This window comes from Roseomonas haemaphysalidis, from assembly GCF_017355405.1.
In the GTDB taxonomy this organism is placed as follows: Bacteria; Pseudomonadota; Alphaproteobacteria; order Acetobacterales; family Acetobacteraceae; genus Pseudoroseomonas; species Pseudoroseomonas haemaphysalidis.
This window is the reverse complement of the sequence record NZ_CP061177.1, coordinates 2,453,279-2,472,663: the sequence shown is the minus strand read 5'-3', so window position 1 is coordinate 2,472,663 and position 19,385 is coordinate 2,453,279. Positions and strand designations below refer to the sequence as shown.

General features: G+C 69.6%; 18 protein-coding genes. 9 read left to right on the top strand and 9 right to left on the bottom strand.

Features of this window, described 5'->3' with window-relative positions; all coding sequences use genetic code 11:
- Window positions 1–9 precede the first annotated feature (9 nt).
- Genes yihA through rpmH form a run of 5 tightly spaced genes read right to left on the bottom strand, consistent with a single transcriptional unit; the run spans window position 10 to window position 3,231 of the window.
- Window positions 10–669 (bottom strand): ribosome biogenesis GTP-binding protein YihA/YsxC, encoded by a 660-nt coding sequence (gene yihA / locus IAI59_RS11445; RefSeq protein ID WP_207417251.1) that lies wholly within the window; start codon window positions 667–669, stop codon window positions 10–12.
- Complete coding sequence (yidC, locus tag IAI59_RS11440) at window positions 666–2,411, bottom strand: membrane protein insertase YidC (protein WP_207417253.1); 1,746 nt, start codon at window positions 2,409–2,411, stop codon at window positions 666–668. The genes yihA and yidC overlap by 4 nt, the downstream gene beginning before the upstream one ends.
- Window positions 2,412–2,424: 13 nt before the next feature.
- Complete coding sequence (yidD, locus tag IAI59_RS11435) at window positions 2,425–2,754, bottom strand: membrane protein insertion efficiency factor YidD (protein ID WP_408887613.1); 330 nt, start codon at window positions 2,752–2,754, stop codon at window positions 2,425–2,427.
- Window positions 2,751–3,089 carry a ribonuclease P protein component gene (gene rnpA / locus IAI59_RS11430; protein ID WP_207417255.1) on the bottom strand — a complete coding sequence of 113 codons (339 nt, stop codon included), beginning with the start codon at window positions 3,087–3,089 and terminating at the stop codon, window positions 2,751–2,753. The genes yidD and rnpA overlap by 4 nt, the downstream gene beginning before the upstream one ends.
- Window positions 3,090–3,096: 7 nt before the next feature.
- Window positions 3,097–3,231 (bottom strand): 50S ribosomal protein L34, encoded by a 135-nt coding sequence (gene rpmH / locus IAI59_RS11425; protein WP_207417442.1) that lies wholly within the window; start codon window positions 3,229–3,231, stop codon window positions 3,097–3,099.
- Window positions 3,232–3,518: 287 nt separating this feature from the next.
- Between rpmH and IAI59_RS11420 the strand changes: the two genes are divergently transcribed.
- Window positions 3,519–4,724, top strand: a complete 1,206-nt coding sequence (locus tag IAI59_RS11420; protein WP_207417256.1) for an FAD-dependent oxidoreductase — start codon at window positions 3,519–3,521, stop codon at window positions 4,722–4,724.
- Between the two features lie 17 nt (window positions 4,725–4,741).
- Window positions 4,742–5,536 carry a 3-hydroxybutyrate dehydrogenase gene (locus IAI59_RS11415; RefSeq protein ID WP_207417257.1) on the top strand — a complete coding sequence of 265 codons (795 nt, stop codon included), beginning with the start codon at window positions 4,742–4,744 and terminating at the stop codon, window positions 5,534–5,536.
- A 94-nt stretch (window positions 5,537–5,630) separates the two neighbouring features.
- Here the strand turns inward: IAI59_RS11415 and IAI59_RS11410 are convergent, their stop codons facing one another.
- The gene (locus IAI59_RS11410; RefSeq protein ID WP_207417258.1) at window positions 5,631–6,842 is read right to left on the bottom strand and encodes a class I SAM-dependent rRNA methyltransferase; all 1,212 of its coding nucleotides are present in this window, start codon (window positions 6,840–6,842) and stop codon (window positions 5,631–5,633) included.
- Window positions 6,843–6,921: 79 nt separating this feature from the next.
- Window positions 6,922–7,710, bottom strand: a complete 789-nt coding sequence (locus tag IAI59_RS11405) for an aldolase (protein WP_207417259.1) — start codon at window positions 7,708–7,710, stop codon at window positions 6,922–6,924.
- 122 nt (window positions 7,711–7,832) lie between these two features.
- On the opposite strand from IAI59_RS11405, the gene IAI59_RS11400 reads away from it, so the two are divergent.
- From IAI59_RS11400 to IAI59_RS11380, 5 genes are all read left to right on the top strand, one after another.
- The gene (locus IAI59_RS11400; protein WP_207417260.1) at window positions 7,833–9,005 is read left to right on the top strand and encodes an extracellular catalytic domain type 1 short-chain-length polyhydroxyalkanoate depolymerase; all 1,173 of its coding nucleotides are present in this window, start codon (window positions 7,833–7,835) and stop codon (window positions 9,003–9,005) included.
- A 78-nt stretch (window positions 9,006–9,083) separates the two neighbouring features.
- Window positions 9,084–11,126, top strand: coding sequence for a transketolase (tkt, locus tag IAI59_RS11395; RefSeq protein WP_207417261.1), 2,043 nt, complete (start codon window positions 9,084–9,086; stop codon window positions 11,124–11,126).
- Between the two features lie 37 nt (window positions 11,127–11,163).
- Window positions 11,164–12,186, top strand: a complete 1,023-nt coding sequence (gene gap, locus IAI59_RS11390; RefSeq protein WP_207417263.1) for a type I glyceraldehyde-3-phosphate dehydrogenase — start codon at window positions 11,164–11,166, stop codon at window positions 12,184–12,186.
- A gap of 15 nt (window positions 12,187–12,201) precedes the next feature.
- Window positions 12,202–13,398: a phosphoglycerate kinase gene (locus tag IAI59_RS11385; RefSeq protein ID WP_207417264.1), complete on the top strand. Its 1,197-nt coding sequence runs from the start codon at window positions 12,202–12,204 to the stop codon at window positions 13,396–13,398.
- Between the two features lie 97 nt (window positions 13,399–13,495).
- Window positions 13,496–14,929 (top strand): NAD-dependent succinate-semialdehyde dehydrogenase, encoded by a 1,434-nt coding sequence (locus IAI59_RS11380; RefSeq protein ID WP_207417265.1) that lies wholly within the window; start codon window positions 13,496–13,498, stop codon window positions 14,927–14,929.
- Between the two features lie 22 nt (window positions 14,930–14,951).
- On the opposite strand, the gene IAI59_RS11375 is transcribed toward IAI59_RS11380, so the two are convergent.
- On the bottom strand, window positions 14,952–16,259 hold the full coding sequence (locus IAI59_RS11375) for a hemolysin family protein (protein WP_207417266.1): 1,308 nt from the start codon (window positions 16,257–16,259) through the stop codon (window positions 14,952–14,954).
- Between the two features lie 170 nt (window positions 16,260–16,429).
- Here IAI59_RS11375 and IAI59_RS11370 point away from each other — a divergent pair, with 170 nt between their 5' ends.
- Window positions 16,430–17,629, top strand: a complete 1,200-nt coding sequence (locus IAI59_RS11370) for a glycosyltransferase (RefSeq protein WP_207417267.1) — start codon at window positions 16,430–16,432, stop codon at window positions 17,627–17,629.
- Here the strand turns inward: IAI59_RS11370 and IAI59_RS11365 are convergent.
- Window positions 17,626–18,894, bottom strand: a complete 1,269-nt coding sequence (locus IAI59_RS11365) for an Hsp70 family protein (protein ID WP_207417268.1) — start codon at window positions 18,892–18,894, stop codon at window positions 17,626–17,628. The two genes, IAI59_RS11370 and IAI59_RS11365, sit on opposite strands and share 4 nt — an antisense overlap.
- A gap of 167 nt (window positions 18,895–19,061) precedes the next feature.
- On the opposite strand from IAI59_RS11365, the gene IAI59_RS11360 reads away from it, so the two are divergent.
- Window positions 19,062–19,340 (top strand): hypothetical protein, encoded by a 279-nt coding sequence (locus IAI59_RS11360; RefSeq protein ID WP_207417269.1) that lies wholly within the window; start codon window positions 19,062–19,064, stop codon window positions 19,338–19,340.
- Window positions 19,341–19,385: the final 45 nt, after the last annotated feature.

Here is a 19,385-nt window from a genome sequence, read left to right as displayed (position 1 = left end):
TCCTGCCGCTCAGTCGGCGGCGAGCGCCGCCAGCTCCGCCCTCAGTTCCGGCATGCCGGTGCCGTCCTGGCTGCTGGTGGTGATCACCATGGGGTGGGCGGCGGTATACTTCTTGACCAGTGCCTGCACGTCGTCCTGCCGCCGGGCCAGTGGGCCAGGCTTCACGTCGTCGGCCTTGGTCAGCACGATCTGAAAGGTGACGGCGGCATCCGTCAGCAGCTTCATGGCGGCGTGGTCGGACGCCTTGGTCTCGATCCGGGCATCCAGCAGCAGCACCACGCGGCGCAGCGTCGGGCGGCCGCGGAGGAAGTTGAACATCAACCCCTGCCAGTCCTCCTTCACGCTCTTGGCCGCCTGGGCGTAGCCGTAGCCCGGCATGTCCACCAGCACGAGCCGGTCGCCCAGGTTGAAGAAGTTGAGCTGCTTGGTGCGCCCCGGCGTGTGGGACACGCGGGCCAGCGCATTCTGCCCCGTCAGCGCGTTGGTCAGCGACGACTTGCCGACGTTGGAGCGGCCACAGAAGGCCACCTCCGGCAGGTTGGCCTCCGGCAACTGATCGATCGACTGCGCGGCGTAGAAGAAGTTGCAGGGGCGGCAAAACAGCAGCCGCCCCTCCTCCAGCGCCTGCGCGCGCTCGTCATCGTCCCGCGCGTCGGCCAGACCGGTCATCGCTTCGCCTTCGCCAGCTTCTGCTCGGCCGCCCGAGCGCGCCGCTCGTCACGGCCGATATAGGCCTGCTGCGCGATGGAAAGCAGGTTGTTCCAGGACCAGTAGATCACCAGGCCGGCCGGGAAGCTGGCCAGCATGAAGGTGAAGATCACCGGCATCCACTGGAAGATCTTGGCCTGGATCGGGTCGGGCGGCGCCGGGTTCAGCTTCTGCTGCAGGAACATCGTGATGCCCATGATGATCGCCCACACCGGCATGTGCAGCAGGTGCGGCGGATCCCACGGAATGGCCCCGAACAGCGTGAAGATGTTGGTCGGGTCCGGCGCCGAAAGGTCATGGATCCAGCCGAAGAACGGCGCGTGCCGCATCTCGATGGTGACGAACAGCACCTTGTAGAGCGCGAAGAACACCGGGATCTGGATCAGGATGGGCAGGCAGCCGGAGGCGGGGTTCACCTTCTCCGTCTTGTACAGCGCCATCATCTCGGCCTGGGCTTTGCCCGGGTCGTCCTTGTAGCGCTCCCGCACCTCCGTCATCTTCGGCGCCAGCATCTTCATGCGGGCCATCGACTTGTAGGCCTTGTTGGCCAACGGAAAGAACAGCGCCTTCAGGAACACCGTGAAGATCAGGATGGCCACGCCGAAGTTGCCGAACAGCTTGAACAGCCAGTCCAGCGCATAGAAGAACGGCTTGGTCAGGAAGTAGAACATGCCGAAATCGATCGCCTTGTCGAAATCGGTCACGCCCAGCCGGTCGCGGTAGCTGTCCAGCAGATGCACTTCCTTGGCGCCGGCGAAGACCCGGGTGCCGATGGACGCCGTGGCGCCCGGCGCGACGGCCTGCGGAGCCGGGGCGGCGAAGTCCACCTGCCAGCGGTCCTGCCCACCCTCGGCCACATGCCGCCACGTCGCCTTCATGGTCTGGGCGGCGTCCACCGGGTTGATGGCGGCCAGCCAGTACTTGTCCGTGAAGCCGGCCCAGCCACCGTTGGTGTCCTGCTGCAGCGGCGTCGTCTCGCTCTTGGCGGACTTGTAGGTGGTCTCGTGCAGGCGGCCGCCCAGCACGCCGACATAGCCTTCGTGCAGGATGTAAAAGCCTGCCACCTGTGGCGTGGACTCACGGCGGATGCGCGTCCAGGGCAGCACGGAGGCGGCCTCGGTGCCGCTGTTGATCACGCGCTGGTCGGCCTGGAACATGAAGTTCTCGTCCAGCGTCAGCACAATCTGGAACTGCTGGCCCTGGCCGTTGTCCCAGCTCAGCGTCACCGGCGTGCCGGGGGCCAGCGGGCCACCCTGGGCCGTCCAGTCCGTTTCGGCATCCGGCACGCGTGTGCGGCCATCGCCCGAGGACCAGCCCCACTGCGCGTAATACGGCTGCGCCTCATCCCGCGGCGCGAACAGGCGCACGTTGGGCGAGGTACGGTCCGTGGTTTCGCGGTAATCCTTCAGGATCAGGTCGTCGAGCCGCGCGCCACGCAGGTTGATGCTGCCGGACAGCCGGGGGCTGTCGATGCGGAGCCGCTCCGGCGCGGGGCGGCTGGTGGCCGCGGCCACCGCCGCATCGGCGCTGCCGGGGGCGGCCGGGGTTACGCCGGGGGTGGCGGGAGTGCTGGGCGTGGTCTGCTGCACCGCCACGGCGGGCGCCGGCTCGGGCGCGGGCGTGGTTTCCCGCTTCCAGAGGTCGAAGGCGAGCAGGATGCCGATCGAGAGCGCGATCGCCGCGAGAAGTCGCTTCTGGTCCATCGGAGCGGTGCCGTCAGGCCTTCTGGTGAGCCGCCGCACCGTTGGAAACATCGGGCGTCGGGCAGTTCGGGGTCGCTGGCCCGTCGGCCCCGGCAGGGGGCGGCGGCAGCGGCACGGGGTCGTATCCCCCAGGATGCCAGGGATGGCAACGGAGCAGACGCCGGGCGGTGAGCCAGGAGCCGCGTGCCGCGCCATGAGTCTCCAGCGCCTCGATCGCATAGGCGCTGCAATGCGGATAGAACCGGCAATGGCTGCCGATCACCCCCCGCAACGTATATTGGTAGGTGCGAACCGCGGCCTTCAGGACGATGGCCTGCGGCCGCCGCCCCTTCAAGCGGTTCACGGCTTCACGCCTAGCTGCTTCAACAGCCCCCGCACGTCCCCCAGCAATTGGGGAAACGGCCGCTTGCCGGTGGCCTCGCGCCCGATCAGCACCAGGTTCCAGCCTTCCGGCCCGCTGTCCGCGAGCAGCAGCCGCGCGGCTTCGCGCAGCCGGCGCTTGGCGCGGTTGCGCACCACGGCGTTGCCGAGCTTCTTGGTGCAGGTGAACCCAACGCGCAAAGGCCCCGCCGTACCCGGCAGGGCCTGCAGAACCAGACCCGGCCGCGCGGCGCGGTTGCCCTTGCCGGCGACGCGGAGGAACTCGCGCCGCCGCTTCAAGCGAGGCGGCGAGGCCATGTTCGGCTCAGGCGGAGAGCTTCTTGCGGCCCTTGGCGCGGCGGTTGTTCAGCACGTTGCGGCCACCCACCGTTTCCATGCGGCTGCGGAAACCATGGCGGCGCTTCCGAACGAGCTTCGAGGGCTGATACGTACGCTTCACGAGCGTTACTCCGTCAAAAAAGTCGAGGTCCAGCGCCACGTCGTCCAGGCCACGCCCGGCGCGAAACAGCGAAGCCGGACCACCCCTGTCCAAAGGGCCGCCCGGCGAAGGTGGGCACGTATAGGTAGCGCGGTGCCGCCGCGTCAACCACGCAGACGCGCCAGGGCTCGCAACCGCCTGCCAACGCCCCCATTTTCCGGCCTCGCACAGCAGAATCGGTGGCCATGGCTGGCTGCCGCGGCACCACGGCGCCATAACCCGCGCCCCCGACAGGAGACGAGACTCGCATGGCCGATCGCAGCGCAACCTGGGACGTGGCGATCATCGGCGGCGGCCCGTCCGGCCGCGCGGTGGCCGAAGCCGCCCTGCAGGCCGGGCGCCGCACCGTGCTGTTCGAGCGGGGCGATGCCGCGGCGCTGGCACCGTTGCAGGCGCGCGGCCTCAGCGTCGTGCCGGCCAGCGCGCATTTCATCGCCCCGGACCGGATCGAGGCCGCCGGCCGCAGCCATGCCTTCCAGCAGGCGGTAATCGCCGCCGGCCGCACGCCGTTGCTGCCCGACCTCGCCGGGCTGGCCGCCGTGCCCTGGATGACGCCCGATGGCGCGGCCGACACGGGCCCGCAGGGCCACCTGCTGGTGCTGGGCGGCGGAGCGGAGGCCGTGGCACTGGCGCAGCTGCACGCCCTGGCGGGCGACCGCGTCAGCTTGGTGCAGACCGAGCCTAACATCCTTCCGGGCCATGAGATCGAACTGGTGTCCCGCCTGCGAGACGCCTTGCGCGCCAGCGGCGTGGAACTGCACGAGAATGCCACGCTGGTGGGCGTGGAGCCGGAAGCGGGCGGGGTCGCCCTGCTGTTGCAGGGCGGGGCACGGCTTGCCGGCACGGCCCTGGTGATCGCGACCGGCGCCATGCCACGGCTGGCACCGCTGGACCTCGCGGCCGGGCGGATCGACGTTGCCGACGGCAAGCTGACGCTGCGCTACGACCTCCGCAGCGTCAGCAACGGCCGCGTCTGGGCGGCCGGCTCCGTCACCGGCAGGGCGGCGTCGCCAGGCCATCATGCCGCCATCGTGGCGGAAGCCATGCTGCGAGGCCGGCAGCGGGCCGATGAGCCGGAACCTGCGCCGGACGTGGTGGCAACGCACCCTGCCCTCGTGCAGGTCGGCCCCACGGAAGCGGAGCTGCGCGCGGCCGGTGGCCAGCCGCACGTCGCGCGTCTGGCGTTGCCCGGCGGCGGGATGGCCAGGATCTTGGCCGACCGCGGCGGCCGCTTGCTCGGCTTCGCCCTGCTGGCCGATGGCGCGGCGGAAACCGCAGCATTGCTGTCCACCGCGCTGGTCCGGCGCATGAGCGGCACGGAACTGGCGTCGTTGCCGCTGCCACGCGGCAGCATGGCGGAAGCCATCGCCCAGGCGGCGGGCGCCTTTGGGGGCGCGGATTTCCCATCCTCCCCCATGCGGCGCATCCTGGGCGTTCTGGATCGTTGGCAATGAGGGATTCGCGGCACACCATGGACAAGACGCTTTCCGGCCGGACGGCCATCATTACCGGCTCGACCAGCGGCATCGGCCTGGGCATCGCGACCATGCTGGCGGGCGCGGGTGCCACGGTCATGCTGAACGGCTTCGGCAAGCCGGACGACATCGCCGCCGCCAAGCGAGCGGTGGCCGAGGCGGGCGACGGCACCGAGCCGCACCATTCCGCCGCGGACCTGTCCAAGCCGGTCGAGATGCGGGCGATGATCGCCGAGGCGGAAAGCCTGATGGGACAGGTGGACATCCTGGTGAACAACGCCGGCATCCAGTTCACCAGCCCGCTGCAGGACTTCCCGGACGAGAAGTGGGACGCGGTGATCGCCATCAACCTGTCGGCGGTGTTCCATGGCACCAAGGCGGTGCTGCCCGGCATGAAGGCGCGCAACTGGGGGCGCATCATCAATGTGGCCTCCGCGCACGGGCTCGTCGCCTCGCCGGAGAAGGTGGCCTACGTGGCGGCCAAGCATGGCGTGGTCGGCATGACCAAGGTGACGGCGCTGGAGCTGGCCCAGACCGGCGTGACCTGCAATGCCATCTGCCCCGGCTTCGTACGCACCCCGCTTGCCGAGGTACAGGTCAGCACCATTGCCCAGACCAAGGGCGTGTCGGAAGAGGTAGCGCTGCGGGACCACCTGCTGGCCAAGCAGCCGAGCAAGCGCTGGGTGGAGGTGTCCGAGGTGGCCCGGATGGCCTTGTATCTGTGCGGCCCGGACACGGGCAGCCTGACGGGCGCAACACTGTCGCTGGATGGTGGCTGGGTGGCCGCCTGACGCTCAACGAACAGCCGCTTGCGCGACGATCTTGCCGAACAGCATCGCTCTTTGCGCTTGGCAGCATCGTCGTGCAAGCAACTGATTATAAAGTTTATTCCTTGAATTGCAGTAGCAAGCCCTTGAGGTAGGCGCTTTCCGGCAGCAGCGGATGCACGGGGTGGTCCATCCCGGCGCTCGTGGTCGCCAGCAGCCGTGCCTGCCGCCGGGTGCGGGCGATGCCGGAAGCAACCGCATCCGTGAACTCACCCGGCGATACGTGATGCGAGCATGAGGCGATGAACAACACCCCGCCCGGCGCAACCAGCATCGCCGCCAGACGCGCCAGTTTGGCATAGCCCCGCATCGCCGCCGGGTGGTCCTTGCGGGCCTTGGCGAAGGCCGGCGGGTCCGCCACCACGACATCGAAGCGCTTGCCGGCGCCGACCATCGCTTCCATCGCCTCCATGGCATCGCCCTTCTGGGCGGATACGCGGTCGCCAAAGCCATGGCGGCGGGCCGTGTCCATGGCCAGGGCCAGCGCGGGTTCGCTGCGGTCCAGCAAGGTCACGGCGGTGGCGCCGGCCTGGGCGGCGAGGAGCCCGAAGCCACCCGTGTGGCAAAAGGCATCCAGCATGCTCGCGCCCTGGCACATCGCGGCAACGCGGGCGCGGTTGTCACGCTGGTCAAAGAACCAGCCGGTCTTCTGGCCGGACAACAGGTCGATCGAGAACTCGAGCCCACCTTCCCGGACCCGTGCCGTGGCGTCCTCTCCCCACAGCAGCCCCGATTGTTCCGGCAGTCCCTCCAGCCCGCGCACCGCCGAATCGTTGCGGGCGACGATCACCCGGGGGTCGATCAACGCCCGCAGCGCCGCGACCAGCAGCGGCATGGCGCGGTCCATGGCCGCGGTATTGGCCTGGAGAGTCACCGCGTCACCATATCGGTCGATCACCAGGCCCGGCAGCCCGTCGGCCTCCGCATGCACCATGCGGTAGAAGGGAGCACCCACCAAACGGTCGCGCAGCGCGATGCATTCCGCCAGGCGCGCCCGAAAATAGGCCTCGTCCAACGCCACGCCGGGGTCCGCCGACAGACGCCGGGCGGCGATCAGGCTGTGCGGGTTGAACAGCCACGTGCCATGCCTGACCCCGTCATCGCCTTCCAGGCGTATCGGGGCACCGGGCGGCAGAGCGCGCAGCGCGGGCGTCATCGCCACCTCGTTGGAATAGGCCCAAGGATGCCCGCCCTTGACCCGCCGGTCCCGGCCGGGAGTCAGGCGCAGGACAGGACGGGTGGCAACGTCGTCGAGAGGTTCGATGCTCATGGGACGCTATGGGCCGGGTCACCGGCCACCGCCAGAGGTGCAGGGGCGGCCAAAGCAAACCGGCACATCGCTTTCGCGGTCAGTCCAGGTAGTCGGGCTCATGTCGTGCCAGGATGCGCTTGACGCTTTCCAGATGCAGACGAGCGCTTTCGGCATCGCCGTCGCGCATCTGCGCATAGGTGTGTTGCGCCACGTCCGGCGGCACTGGCTTCAACGGCCGGCCGGTGGACAGCGCCAGGCGCTGCGCTTCGGCCGCGCGTTCCAGGTAGTAAAGGTCGTCCCAGGCTTCGGCGATGCTGGGGCCGACCACCATGACGCCGTGGTTCTTCATGAAGACGATGTCGGCATCGCCCATCGCGGCGGCGATCCGGTCGCCTTCCCGCGCGTCCAGCGCCAAGCCGTTGTAGTCTTCGTCGACGGCGGTGCGGCCGTAGAATTTCAGTGCCGTCTGGCCGGCCCAGGCCAGCGGCGGTCCTTCCAGCATCGCCAGCGCCGTGGCGTTGGGCATATGGGTGTGGAACGCCGCCTGGGCCCGGGGGTGCCGCTTGTGCAGACGGGCATGGATATAGAAGGCGGTGGCTTCCGGCTGGCCGTCGCCGGCGACCACGTTGCCCTCGAAGTCGCAGACCAGCAGGCTGGAGGCGGTGACCTCCGAGAATGCCAGCCCGTAGGGATTGACCAGGAACAGGTCGTCCCGCCCCGGCACCATCGCCGAAAGGTGGTTGCAGATGCCCTCATGCATGCCAAGCCGCGACGCCATGCGGAAGCAGGCCGCGAGGTCGACGCGCGCCTGCCGCAGGGCCTCCGTGTCGAGCACGGCGTTGCGCAGGATCGCGGGGCCGCGGGACGTATCCAGGGCATGCGCCATCAGTCGGCTCCTTGTTCGGCGGAGCTGCAAGTCTATCGGCAGCGCCGCGCGACGCAACTTCGCGGTGCGGGTCAGGTTCCTTCCATGTTGCACCGCAGCATGCGCGTGCCGGAAGGATCGCCATGTTCGCCACCAGCCTCGCCGATCTGACGCGCTACCAGCGCCGCTGGTCCCGGCTGCTCGGCCGGGCGCCCAGCCCGCCGCGTCCCCGGACGCTGCTGCAGATTGTCGAGGGCTTCGGCCGCAACCCGGGCGATTTGCGGATGCTGGCCTATGCGCCACCCGCGCTGCCGGCGGGCGCGCCGCTGGTGGTGGTGCTGCACGGCTGCAAGCAAAACGCCGCGCTCTACGACCACGGCACCGGTTGGTCGGCGCTGGCCCGGCGGCGCGGCTTCGCGGTTCTGTTTCCCGAGCAGCAGCAAGGCAACAACCGCAACCTCTGCTTCAACTGGTTTCAGCCCGCGGACGTGGCGCCGCAGGGCGGCGAGCTCGCGTCCATCGACGCCATGATCGACTGCATGATCGGGCGGCACGCGCTGGACCCGGCGCGGGTTTTCGTCACGGGGCTTTCGGCGGGCGGTGCCATGGCGGCGGCGCTGCTGGCGGTGCGGCCCGGGCGATTTGCCGCCGGCGCCATCATCGCGGGCGTGCCGTTCGGCGCCGCGCGCAGCGTGGGCGAGGCCCTGAATGCCATGTTCCATGCCCGCCGGCGCAGCGGTGCCGACTGGGCCGCGCTGGCGCGCCAGGCCGCGGGCGGCGACGGCCCCTGGCCCCGCGTCGCCATCTGGCAGGGCGACGCGGACGAGACGGTGGTGCCGGCCAATGCGCTGGAGCTGGAAAAACAATGGACCGCGCTGCACGGGCTGGACGGCACGGCCCCGGAAACCGGCATCGCCGATGGCCACCCCCACCGCGTGTGGCGCGACGCCGCCGGGCGGGCGGTAGTGGAGTCGCGAAGCATTGCAGGCCTCCGGCACGGCACGCCGATCGCGGCACCGCACGCCGGGCCCGGCGGGCGGCGCGTGTCGCGCATGGGCACGGCGTCGGACTTCATTCTTGACGTGGGTATCTCATCCACCTGGCGCATCGCCCAGTCCTGGGGGCTGGCGCCCGCACGGCAAGACGCGCCGCCGCCCGCCCCGCGCCTGGTGAGGCCCTGGGCCAGCAAGCCGCCCCCGCAACGCCAGCCCGCGCGCAAGCCAAAGCGCGGCGGCTACGATCCCGGCTTCGGCCTGCGGCTGGCGATGGCGCCTCTTGCTTCGCTGGGGCGCATGCTGCGCGGCCGCAAGCGGTAAGGCCGGGCCGGATGCCGGGTTGCCGCATTGCGACGCGGCCATTATAGCCGCGTCAGCCGTACCGGAGGTCTTGGTCCCTTGGCCAGCATTGCACCCGCCGTCGATCCGTCCGTCAACCCGGCCATTGCCGCGCAGCAGCGCATCCTGGCGCTGCCGCTCACGGAAGGGCGCCGCATGGCCGACGCCATCCGCGTGCTGGCGATGGATGCGGTGGAGAAGGCGAAGTCGGGCCACCCCGGCATGCCCATGGGCATCGCGGACGCGGCAACGGTGCTGTTCACCAAGTATCTGAAGTACGACGCCGCCGACCCGCGCTGGGCGGACCGTGACCGCTTCGTGCTGTCGGCCGGCCACGGCTCCATGCTGCTCTACGCCCTGCTGCACCTGACCGGCCATGCCGGGATCGGCACCGAGGACCTGCGCAACTTCCGCCAGCTGCATTCCGTCGCCGCCGGCCACCCGGAATACGGCGAGCACCCGGCGATCGAGACCACCACCGGCCCGCTGGGCCAGGGCCTGGCCAATGCGGTCGGCATGGCGATGGCGGAGCGGCACCTGTCGGCCCGCTTCGGCAAGTCGCTGGTGGACCACCGCACCTGGGTGATCGCCGGTGACGGCTGCCTGATGGAGGGCATCAGCCACGAGGCCGCCTCCATCGCCGGCCACTTCCGGCTGAACAAGCTGACGGTGCTGTGGGACGACAACGGCATCTCCATCGACGGCGACGTCACCATCACTTCGTCGGACGACGTGCTGCGCCGCTTCCAGTCCTATGGCTGGGCGGTGCGCCGGGTGGATGGCCATGACCAGGAGGCCGTGGCCCGCGCGCTGGACGCCGCCACCCGCTCCGGCAAGCCGACGCTGATCGCCTGCAAGACCATCATCGGCTTCTCGGCCCCCAGCAAGGCCGGCACCTCCGGCGTGCACGGCGCGGCGCTGGGCGGTGTCGAGTTGCAGGCGGCCAAGGATGCGCTGGGCTGGACCGCGGCCCCCTTTGAGATCCCGGAAGAGATCAAGACCCCCTGGGAAGCCGCCGGCCGCCGCTCCGCCGGCAGCCGCCGCTCCTGGCTGAAGCGCTTGGCCAAGCACCCGCAGAAGGCCGAGTTCGAACGCGCCATGGCTGGCAAGCTGCCGGACGGCTGGCACGAGGCCGGCGTCGCGCACCGCGCCAAGCTGGCCGAGGAGATGCCCAAGATCGCCACGCGCATCGCCTCGCAGCGCGCGCTGGAGGCCCTGGTGCCAGCGATCCCGGAGATGATGGGCGGCTCCGCCGACCTCACCGGCTCCAACAACACCAATGTGCGCGGCATCCCGGTGTTCTCGGTGCAGAACCTCGCCGGCCGCTACGTGCACTGGGGCATCCGCGAACACGGCATGGCCGCCGCGATGAACGGTCTGGCGCTGCATGGCGGCGTCATTCCCTATTCCGGCACCTTTCTGGTCTTCGCCGACTACATGCGCCCCTCCATCCGCCTCGCCGCGCTGATGCGGCAGCGGGTGATCCATGTGCTGACGCATGACAGCATCGGGCTTGGCGAGGACGGCCCGACCCACCAGCCGGTGGAAACCCTGGCCAGCCTGCGCGTCATTCCCCACCTGCACGTGTTCCGCCCGGCGGATGCCATGGAAACTGCCGAGTGCTGGGAACTGGCCGTGGCCCGGGCCGATGGCCCGGCCGTGCTGGCGCTGTCCCGCCAGAACCTGCCGGCGCTGCGCGCCGAGGCGGGCGAGAACAAGTCCGCCCGCGGCGGCTACGTGCTGGCCGAGGCCTCCGCCATGCGCCGCGCCACCCTGGTCGCCACCGGCTCCGAGGTGCATCTCGCCATGCAGGCGCGCGAAACGCTGGAGGCGGAAGGCATCCCCACCGCCGTGGTGTCCCTGCCCTGCTGGGAGCTCTTCGCCTTGCAGGACGACGGCTACCGCCAGCAGGTGCTGGGCGATGCGCCGCGCTTCGGCATCGAGGCCGCGCTGGGCTTCGGCTGGGACCGCTGGCTGGGCAACGACGGCACCTTCATCGGCATGACCGGCTTCGGCGCCTCCGCGCCCGCCGATGACCTGTTCAAGCATTTCGGCATCACCGCCGAGGCGGCCGTGGCTGCGGTCCGCCGCAAGCTGGCCTGATCCGACAGCAGTTTTCGTAAACGGGAGAGACAAGACCATGGCAGTGAAAGTCGCAATCAACGGGTTCGGTCGCATCGGGCGCCTGGTGCTGCGCGCCGCCTGCGAAAGCGCGCGCGACGACGTCGAGTTCGTCGCCATCAACGACCTCGGTTCCGTCGAGGCCAATGCCCACCTGTTCCGCTACGACAGCGTGCACGGCCGCTTCCCCGGCGAGGTGATCGTCGAGGGCGACAGCATCACCATCAAGGCCCATGGCAAGACCTGGGGCCCGATCAAGGTGACGGCCGAGCGCGACCCGACCAAGCTGCAGTGGCAGGGCGTGGACATCGCCGCCGAGTGCACCGGCATCTTCACGGCGCGCGAGAAGGCTTCCGTGCTGCTCGGCACCGGCGCCCGCAAGGTGCTGATTTCGGCCCCCGGCGAGAACTCGGACAAGACCATCGTCTACGGCGTCAACCACGAGACGCTGACGGCCGAGGACAAGATCGTGTCCAACGCCTCCTGCACCACCAACTGCCTTGCGCCGGTCGCCAAGATCCTGCACGAGAAGTTCGGCATCCTGCGCGGCTACATGGTCACCATCCACGCCTATACGGGTGACCAGAACACCGTGGACACGCTGCACAAGGACCTGCACCGCGCCCGCGCCGCCGCCGTCTCCGCCATCCCGACCTCGACGGGTGCCGCCAAGGCCGTGGGCCTGGTGATGCCGGAGCTGAAGGGCAAGCTGGACGGCACCGCCATCCGCATCCCAACCCCGAACGTCTCCCTCGTCAGCCTGGACTTCGTGCCGGAGCGGACCGAGGGCCTGACCAAGGAGGCGATCAACGCGGTGATGAAGGAAGCCGCCGAGAACGGCCCCCTGAAGGGCATCCTGGGCTACAACACCGCGCCGCTGGTCTCGATCGACTTCAACCACGACCCGCATTCCTCGACCTTCGACGCCACGCAGACCCAGGTGGTCGATGGCGGGCTGGTGCGGGTGATGAGCTGGTACGACAACGAGTGGGGCTTCTCCAACCGCATGTCGGACACCGCCGCCTACCTCGGCAAGCTCTGAGAAGGCGCGCGTAGCATGGCCGCTTTCCGGACCCTGGATCAGCTCGACCCCGCCGGAAAGCGGGTCCTGCTGCGCGCCGACCTGAACCTGCCCGTGCGGGACGGCAAGATCACCGACCGCACGCGCATCGACCGCCTGGTGCCCACCATCCGCGAACTGGCGGACAAGGGCGCCAAGGTCATCGTCTGCTCGCATTTCGACCGGCCCAAGGGCAAGCGCGTGCCCGAGATGTCGCTGCGCCCGATGGGCGAGGCGTTGTCGGACGCGCTGGGCCAGCCCGTCGCCTTCGCCGATGACTGCGTCGGCCCGGATGCCGAGGCCGCCGTCGCCGCGCTCAAGGACGGCGGCGTGCTGCTGCTGGAAAACACCCGGTATCACGCCGGCGAGGAAAAGAACGACCCGGCGCTGGTCGAGGGCCTTGCCAAGCTGGCGGATATCTATGTCAACGACGCGTTTTCCGCCGCGCACCGCGCCCATGCCAGCACCGAGGGCGTGGCGCACAAGCTGCCGGCCTATGCCGGCCGGCTGATGCAGGCGGAGCTGGAAGCGCTGGACGCGGCGCTGGGCAACCCGCAGCGCCCTGTGGTCGCCATCGTTGGCGGCGCCAAGGTCTCCACCAAACTGGACTTGCTGGGCAACCTGACCAAGAAGGTGGATGTGCTCGTCATCGGCGGCGCCATGGCCAACACCTTTCTGGCGGCCCAGGGCAAGTCCGTCGGCAAGTCGCTGCAGGAAGCGGAGATGCACGAGACCGCCCGCACCATCATGGCGGAGGCCTCTGCCAATGGCTGCGAGATCCTGCTGCCGGAAGACCTGGTGGTGTCCGAGGCCTTTGCCGCCAATGCACCGAACAAGGTGGTGGGCCTTGATGACGTACCGGCGGAAATGATGGCGCTGGACGTCGGGCCGCGCACCGTCGCGGTGGTCGAGGACAAGCTGGAAAACGCCAAGACCCTGGTGTGGAACGGCCCCTTCGGCGCCTTCGAGATCGTGCCCTTCGACAAGGCCACCGTCGCGGTGGCGCAGGCCGCGGCGGCGCTGACCGAGGCCGGCAAGCTGGTGTCCATCGGCGGCGGCGGCGACACTGTCTCGGCGCTGCGCCACGCGGGCGTCATCGACAAGCTGAGCTACGTCTCCTCGGCCGGCGGCGCCTTCCTGGAATGGCTGGAAGGCAAGACGCTGCCGGGCGTCGCGGCGCTGACCTCGCACTGATCTGACCCCGCCCCGCCGCGAAAGCTGTTCGCGGCGGGGTGGTCTTTTGCGCCCTCCGGTTCCATGTTCCCGCCAACGGAAACCAGGAGAAGCGACAATGGACCATAATGTCCTGCTGCATATCGACGGCCAGTGGCGCCCGGCGAGCGGCAACCGCACCATGCCCATCATCAACCCGGCGACCGAGGAACAGATCGGCACCGTCCCCCACGCCACCGAGTCCGATCTGGACGAGGCGCTGGAGGCGGCCGCGCGCGGCTTCAACACCTGGAAGCGCGTGTCGGCCTTCGACCGCTCCAAGCTGATGCGCAAGGCCGCCGACATCCTGCGCGAGCGCGCCGGCGAGATCGCCCGCATCATGACCATGGAACAGGGCAAGCCCCTGGCCGAGGCCAAGATGGAGATCCTTGGCGGTGCCGACACCATCGACTGGTTCGCCGAGGAAGCCCGCCGCGCCTACGGCCGGATCGTGCCTGCCCGTGCCCCCGGCGTGTACCAGCTGGTGATCAAGGAGCCGGTCGGCCCCGTCGCCGCCTTCACGCCCTGGAACTTCCCGATCAACCAGATCGTCCGCAAGCTGTCGGCAGCGCTGGCGACCGGCTGCTCCATCATCGTCAAGGCGCCGGAGGAGACCCCGGCCTCGCCGGCCGAGCTGATCCGCGCCTTCGTGGATGCCGGCGTGCCCAAGGGCGTCATCGGCCTCGTCTACGGCGTGCCGGCTGAGATTTCCTCCTACCTCATCCCGCACCCGATCATCCGCAAGGTGACTTTCACGGGCTCCACCCCCGTGGGCAAGCACCTGGCGGAAATGGCGGGCAAGTACATGAAGCGCGCGACCATGGAGCTGGGCGGCCACGCGCCGGCCATCGTGTTCGACGACGCCGACGTGGAACTCGCCAGCAAGACGCTGGCCGGCAGCAAGTTCCGCAACGCGGGGCAGGTCTGCGTGTCCCCCACCCGCTTTCTGGTGCAGGAGAAGGTGTTCGACCAGTTCGTCGACAGCTTCACCAAGCATGCCAAGGCGCTGAAGGTGGGCAATGGCGTCGAGGACGGCGTGCAGATGGGCCCCCTGGCCAATGAGCGCCGCATCCCCGCGATGGAGGAGCTGATCGCCGATGCCCGCCAGCGCGGCGCCGACGTCCGCACCGGCGGTAACCGCATCGGCAACAAGGGCTACTTCTTCGAGCCGACGGTGATCAGCGGCATGACGCGCGAGATGCGCGCCATGAACGAGGAGCCCTTCGGCCCGTTGGCGCTGATGATGCCGTTCCGCGACTTCGACGAGGTGGTGGAGGAAGCCAACCGCCTGCCCTTCGGCCTCGCCTCCTATGCCTTCACCCGCTCGGCCAAGACGGCGAACGCCATCGCCAACGAGGTCGAGAGCGGCATGATGACCATCAACCACCTGGGCCTCGCCCTGCCGGAAGTGCCCTTCGGCGGCATGAAGGACAGCGGCTATGGTTCCGAGGGCGGCTCGGAGGCCATCGAGGCCTACCTGAACACCAAGTTCGTCAGCCAGGCCGGGCTTTAAGCCCGCCCGACTCCACGGGGGCTCAGGCCCCCGTGGCTTCTTCCCGGTGCGCCAGCACCTTGTCGACCCGGCGCCCGTCCATGTCGACGATCTCGAAGCGCCAGCCGCCCCAGACGATCCGGTCGCCTTCGCGCGGCACGCGCTGCAACAGCGCCAGCATCAGCCCTGCCACCGTATGGTATCCGCCCTTGCCGGGGAGTTCCGGCAGGTCCAGCCGGTCGCGTGCCTCGTCGCTCGCCATCATGCCGTCCAGCAGCAGGCTGCCGTCATGCCGCTGCACCGCGCCACCGCCGGTGGCCGGCACGGGATCGCCGCCCAGCTCGCCCACGATCGCCTCCAGGAGGTCCGAGGCGGTGACGACACCCTCGAAGCTGCCATATTCGTCCATCACCAGCGCCAGGCCGATGCGGTCGCTGCGCAGCCGCTCCAGCGCATCCAGCGCCGACAGGTTGTCGGGCAGCACCATGGGCTGACGCATCGCGGTGGCCACCGACAGCTCGCCCCCCTCTTCCAGCAGCTGGTCGAGCAGGTCCTTGGTGGCGACCACGCCCACCACGTTGTCGATCCGTCCTTCCGCGACGATGAAGCGCGTCACGTTGCTGGCACGCAGGCGGGTGGCGATCTCGGCCGGGGTGGCGGCACGGTCGATCCAGTCCACTTCGTTGCGCGGTGTCATCAGCGCGCGCACGGGCTTGTCGGCCAGCCGCAGCACGCGCTCGATCATGTGGCGCTCCTCATGCTCCAGGGCTCCGGCCTGGGCGCCCTCCGCCACCACGGCCTTCACCTCCTCTTCCGTCACGCTCGACTCCACGGGGGCCGAGGCGCCGAGGAGCTTCAGAACCAGTGCGGAGGAGTGCGACAAGAGCCACACCATGGGCGCCGCCACGCGCGACAGCGCCGTCATCGGCCGCGCCACCAGGCAGGCCACGCCCTCCGGGTTCCGCAGGGCGAACTGCTTGGGCACCAGCTCGCCCAGGATCAGCGACAGGTAGGTGATGATCAGCACCACGATGAACAGCGCCACCTGGCTGGCATAGGCGGCGAAGCCCGGGATCAGCGTCAGCACCTCGGCCAGGCGGTTGGCCATGCCCGACCCGGCATAGGCACCCGCGAAGATGCCGACCAGGGTGATACCGACCTGCACGGTCGGCAGAAAGCGGCTGGGGTCCTCCGACAATGCCAGGGCCGCCGCCGCGCCGGGCTTCTCGGCCTTGACCATGGCCAGCAGCTTGCCCCGGCGCGAGGACACGATCGCCAGCTCGCTCATGGAGAAAGTGCCGTTCAGGAGCACCAGCAGCAGGATGATGCCCACTTCCAAAACAACGGTCATGGACGCTCCAACGGTTCGGGGAAGCTGGCCTTCTAGCCGCCTTGAAGGGCGCGGTCACGCAGCGCTGCCTTGTTGCGGCGCGAAAAGCCCCATTGCTGCCATCAAGCCGACCGCAGGCAGCCGCGATGCGGGCCGACACAGGCGTTGCCACCAGCCGCCGGAGGCCCACCTTGAACGCCACCGCATTTCGCCCCCGTGCCGCCACCAGCGCCGACCAGTCGCGCCCGTGGCCGAAGGTGTCCCTGCATCTGCCGCTGCGCGATGCGGCGCCGGAAGCGGTGCGCCGCACGCTGGAATCGGTTGGGGCGCTGGACTACCCCGCCCTGGAGGTTCTGGTGGTCGATACCCACACCGCCGACCCCGGCTGCTGGGAGGCGGCGGCGGAATACTGTGCCCTGCTGGGCCCGCAGTTCCGTTTCTTCCACCTTGGAACCTATCCCGGCTTTCGCGCCGGCGCGCTGAACTTCGCATTGGGCGAGACGGCGGGCGACGCCGCGGTGGTCGGCGTCCTGAAGGCGGGCCAGGTTGTGCGTCCCGGCTGGCTGAGGGGCGCGGTGCCTGCGCTGGCCCGCAACGGCGTCGGCACGGTGCGGTCGCCGTTGCTACCAGCCGGGGCTGTGCTGGCCGATGCGACGATGCCGGTGCCGGACGAGCTGACGCTGTTTCGTGTGGAAGCGCTGCGCGGTGCCGGCGGTTGGAACCAATCCAGCTTATCGCCCGACGCCGAGCTCAACGTGACCCTGATGCGCCAGGGCTGGGATACCGCCCGGATGACTGCGCCGATGGGGCAGGACGCCCCGTCCGGCAGCGCCGACGATGTGGCATCCCGTAGGCATCGCCAGGTGGCGGGCCTGACAGCGGCGTTGCGCGCGCGCCCCGGCCTGTTGCTGTCGCCCCGGGATCGCAGCCTGACCGGCGCGCAGCGTCGCGAGCTGTCCCGCGCCATCCTGCCACTGCTGGCCGACGCGGCGGCGCTGGCGGGCGTGCTTGTTTCCCTGGTGCTGGTCGCCCTGGCTTTGTGGGACGAGGATTGGGCGCAGCCCCTGCCCGTGCTGTTGGCGCTGGGGTTGCCGGGCCTGCTGCCCCTGGCCCAGGGCGGCATGCGCAACGCCTGGCGCGATGGCCGCGCCACGTGGCAGGGCCTGCTGGGCGGCACCGCTTCGCGGGCGGAGGGCCTGGGCCTTGAGCGGTCGCTGGCCGCAGCGCTGGTTCTGGCTGCCCTCGGCCTGGCGGCGGTCCGGCCCTGGGGCGTCGGTGAAACCCTGCTAGTCGTTGCGATGCTGATCGCGCAGGCCGCGCCAGGGATGGTGGCAATCTGCCCCGCGCCCCGGGCGGTGCGCTGGCCGGCTCGCCGCCGGCACGTCGCCTAGTCGGCGCCGATCAAGGCCAGCCCCTCCGCCACGGACACGAACTCGCCGCCGCCGGTGACCCGTTCGGCACCGAAGCGGTCGTCGAACAGGCGCCGCACGGCGGGCACGAGCGACGTGCCGCCCGTCAGGAACACCCGATCCACCTTGTCCGGCGTCAGCATGGCATCGGCCAGGGCGCGATCGATGGTGGCGGACAGGCGGGTCAGCTCCGGCGAGATCCAGGTCTCGAAATCGGTGCGGCGGACCGGCGCATCCACTTCGAAGCCACGGTGGCTGAAGCGCAGCACAGCCTGCTCGCCCTGGCTCAGCGCGGCCTTGGCGGCCGAGACCGACTGGTACAAAGCGTAGCCGGCCTCGTCTTCCACCAAGCGGATCAGGTTCTGTAGCCGCTCCGGCTCCAGCGCCATCCGCGCCACCTCGTTGATTTCGCGCAGTGTCTTGGGGGCCCGCATCAGCGACAACTGGTGCCAGCGGGCGAAGCTGGTGAAAAACGCCGGCGGCACCGGCAGCTCGGTGTCCATCACCTTGTAGCTGCCGCCCTTGCCCAGGAGTGGCGAGATGACATTGTCGATGATGCGGAAGTCGAAGGCATCGCCGGCGATGCCCACACCGGCATGGCCCAGCGGCTCCACCTTGCGGCGGGCGCCGGGCTCAAATCGCAGGATGGAAAAGTCGCTCGTACCGCCGCCGAAGTCGCCGACCAGGACATTGGCCGCCCCTTGCAGCGTGCTGGCGAAGCGATGACCGGCCGCTTCCGGCTCCAGGGCCATCTGCACCTGCTGGAAGCCCGCCGCGCCGAACGCGGCGCGCAGCCGGGTTTCGGCCAGGGTGTCGTCGGCGTTGTCGCCCACGAAGCGCACGGGCCGCCCCGCCACCACCCGCGTGGCATCGCCCGCCGGCATGCCCGCCGCCCCCGCCACCAGCGCGCGCAGAAAGGTGGAGATCAGGTCCTCCAGCGCGAAGGGCCTGTTGAAGACCCGCGTTTCCACGAAGGACCGGCTGGCCAGGTAGCTTTTCATGGACATGATCAGCCGGGCGCCCAGCGGATCATCCAGATAGGCCTCGATCGCGTCCGGCCCCGCGGCGTGCTGCAGGCGGCCGCGGCTGGCGCCGCTTTCCTCGGCCCAGAAGCACAGCACGGAGCGAAAGGTCTCGACCATGCCCTGCCCGGCGGCGTAGCGCAGCCCCACGGTTTCGCCGTCCGGCATGCGGCGGGCGATGACGCTGTTGGTCGTGCCGAAATCGATGCCGATCACGTCTTGCATGGCGGTAGGCCCGGGTGGTGTCAGGGGGCGGGCGGTCTAGGCCGGATGGCAAGGGCCGGCAAGGCGGGCATTTTGTAAAAAATCTCTTAAAATAAACTTTGTCTAAATTTCTGCATTGCCGTAGGAGTGCGTAACGATCACTTAACCATTGCAGGCAGGCACCGCCCATGACCGACAGCAGCGCCGTCCTTCCGTTCCCCCAGATGCCGCAGGACCGGATGCGTCTGGCATTCCGCCGCCTCCAGGATGCGTTGGAGGCACAGGCGGCCGCCGTGCGCGAGTTCCGGGCCGAAGTGGCGTCACTGGGCAAGGCGACGGCGCAGCTCGAAGGCAGCCTGGGGGCTTATGGCTCGGCCTTGTCCGGTGTGTCGGTCGAGCTGGTGCATGCCGGTGCGGCTGCGCGGAGCCTGGAACACACGGCGGCGCGTCTGGAAGCCGCCGGCTGACAGCTTCACGCGGCGGGCAGCGGGCGCTAGCTTCGGCGCCAAGGC

Coding starts and splice junctions, on each gene's coding strand:
- yihA (WP_207417251.1), bottom strand. CDS start 669: ATGACCGGTCTGGCCGACGCGCGGGACGATGACGAGCGCGCGCAGGCG.
- yidC (WP_207417253.1), bottom strand. CDS start 2,411: ATGGACCAGAAGCGACTTCTCGCGGCGATCGCGCTCTCGATCGGCATC.
- rnpA (WP_207417255.1), bottom strand. CDS start 3,089: ATGGCCTCGCCGCCTCGCTTGAAGCGGCGGCGCGAGTTCCTCCGCGTC.
- IAI59_RS11420 (WP_207417256.1), top strand. CDS start 3,519: ATGGCCGATCGCAGCGCAACCTGGGACGTGGCGATCATCGGCGGCGGC.
- IAI59_RS11415 (WP_207417257.1), top strand. CDS start 4,742: ATGGACAAGACGCTTTCCGGCCGGACGGCCATCATTACCGGCTCGACC.
- IAI59_RS11410 (WP_207417258.1), bottom strand. CDS start 6,842: ATGAGCATCGAACCTCTCGACGACGTTGCCACCCGTCCTGTCCTGCGC.
- IAI59_RS11405 (WP_207417259.1), bottom strand. CDS start 7,710: ATGGCGCATGCCCTGGATACGTCCCGCGGCCCCGCGATCCTGCGCAAC.
- IAI59_RS11400 (WP_207417260.1), top strand. CDS start 7,833: ATGTTCGCCACCAGCCTCGCCGATCTGACGCGCTACCAGCGCCGCTGG.
- gap (WP_207417263.1), top strand. CDS start 11,164: ATGGCAGTGAAAGTCGCAATCAACGGGTTCGGTCGCATCGGGCGCCTG.
- IAI59_RS11385 (WP_207417264.1), top strand. CDS start 12,202: ATGGCCGCTTTCCGGACCCTGGATCAGCTCGACCCCGCCGGAAAGCGG.
- IAI59_RS11380 (WP_207417265.1), top strand. CDS start 13,496: ATGGACCATAATGTCCTGCTGCATATCGACGGCCAGTGGCGCCCGGCG.
- IAI59_RS11375 (WP_207417266.1), bottom strand. CDS start 16,259: ATGACCGTTGTTTTGGAAGTGGGCATCATCCTGCTGCTGGTGCTCCTG.
- IAI59_RS11365 (WP_207417268.1), bottom strand. CDS start 18,894: ATGCAAGACGTGATCGGCATCGATTTCGGCACGACCAACAGCGTCATC.
- IAI59_RS11360 (WP_207417269.1), top strand. CDS start 19,062: ATGACCGACAGCAGCGCCGTCCTTCCGTTCCCCCAGATGCCGCAGGAC.